We start from the raw sequence: 656 nt of genomic DNA, 5'->3' as shown, positions 1-656 counted from the left end.
TACTGACCGGCGCCCCGGGCGCCATTCCCCACGGCGGGCCTTTCCAACCCGCCAGGGGAGGGGAGTGTCCGCCGTTTTCTTGTGCACAAGGAGACGGACATGAATGACATCACTCAGCTGCCGGCGCCGGCCGGCATGGCGCAGTCTGGCGAGGTCTTCGGGCCTCAGGTGGACCTCAACGCCTTTGTGGAGGAGTTTGGCGATGGCCTTTTGGCCTCGCTTAACCGCTCCCATCCCCCGGTCTATGACGGCGAGGCCAACCCTCGTCGCCAGGCCGTCATGGCAGCCCTCAAGCGGGCGCCTTTCCCTGAGCAGGCTGAGGTGGTCCAGGCCATCTCGGCCCTGCTGCTCGACCGGCACGAGCCGGCGGGCATCATCAACGCTGAGATGGGCACCGGCAAGACCATGATGGCCATCGCCACCGCGGCGGTCTGTCACAGCGAAGGCTACCGGCGCTTCCTGGTGATCGCACCGCCCCACCTGGTCTACAAGTGGCGGCGGGAGATCCTGGAGACCGTCGATCAGGCCAGGGTCTGGGTGCTGAACGGCCCGGATACCTTGGTCAAGCTGCTCAAGCTCCGTGAGGCCCTGGGCCAGCCGTCCGATGGGCGGCCGGAGTTCTTCATCCTGGGGCGTGTGCGCATGCGCATGGGCTT

1 protein-coding gene is annotated in these 656 nt (G+C 66.8%); it reads left to right on the top strand.

All coding sequences use genetic code 11. The annotated features are described in order from the left end of the window. Positions 1–99: 99 nt before the first annotated feature. Positions 100–656: DEAD/DEAH box helicase family protein (locus tag Q673_RS24680; RefSeq protein WP_023005351.1), on the top strand; the 557-nt coding region annotated here is incomplete at its 3' end.

Source organism: Halomonas sp. PBN3 (genome assembly GCF_000475415.1).
GTDB lineage: Bacteria > Pseudomonadota > Gammaproteobacteria > Pseudomonadales > Halomonadaceae > Halomonas > Halomonas shengliensis.
The sequence above is the reverse complement of the archived record's forward strand: the minus strand, read 5'-3'. Positions and strand labels throughout refer to the sequence as shown.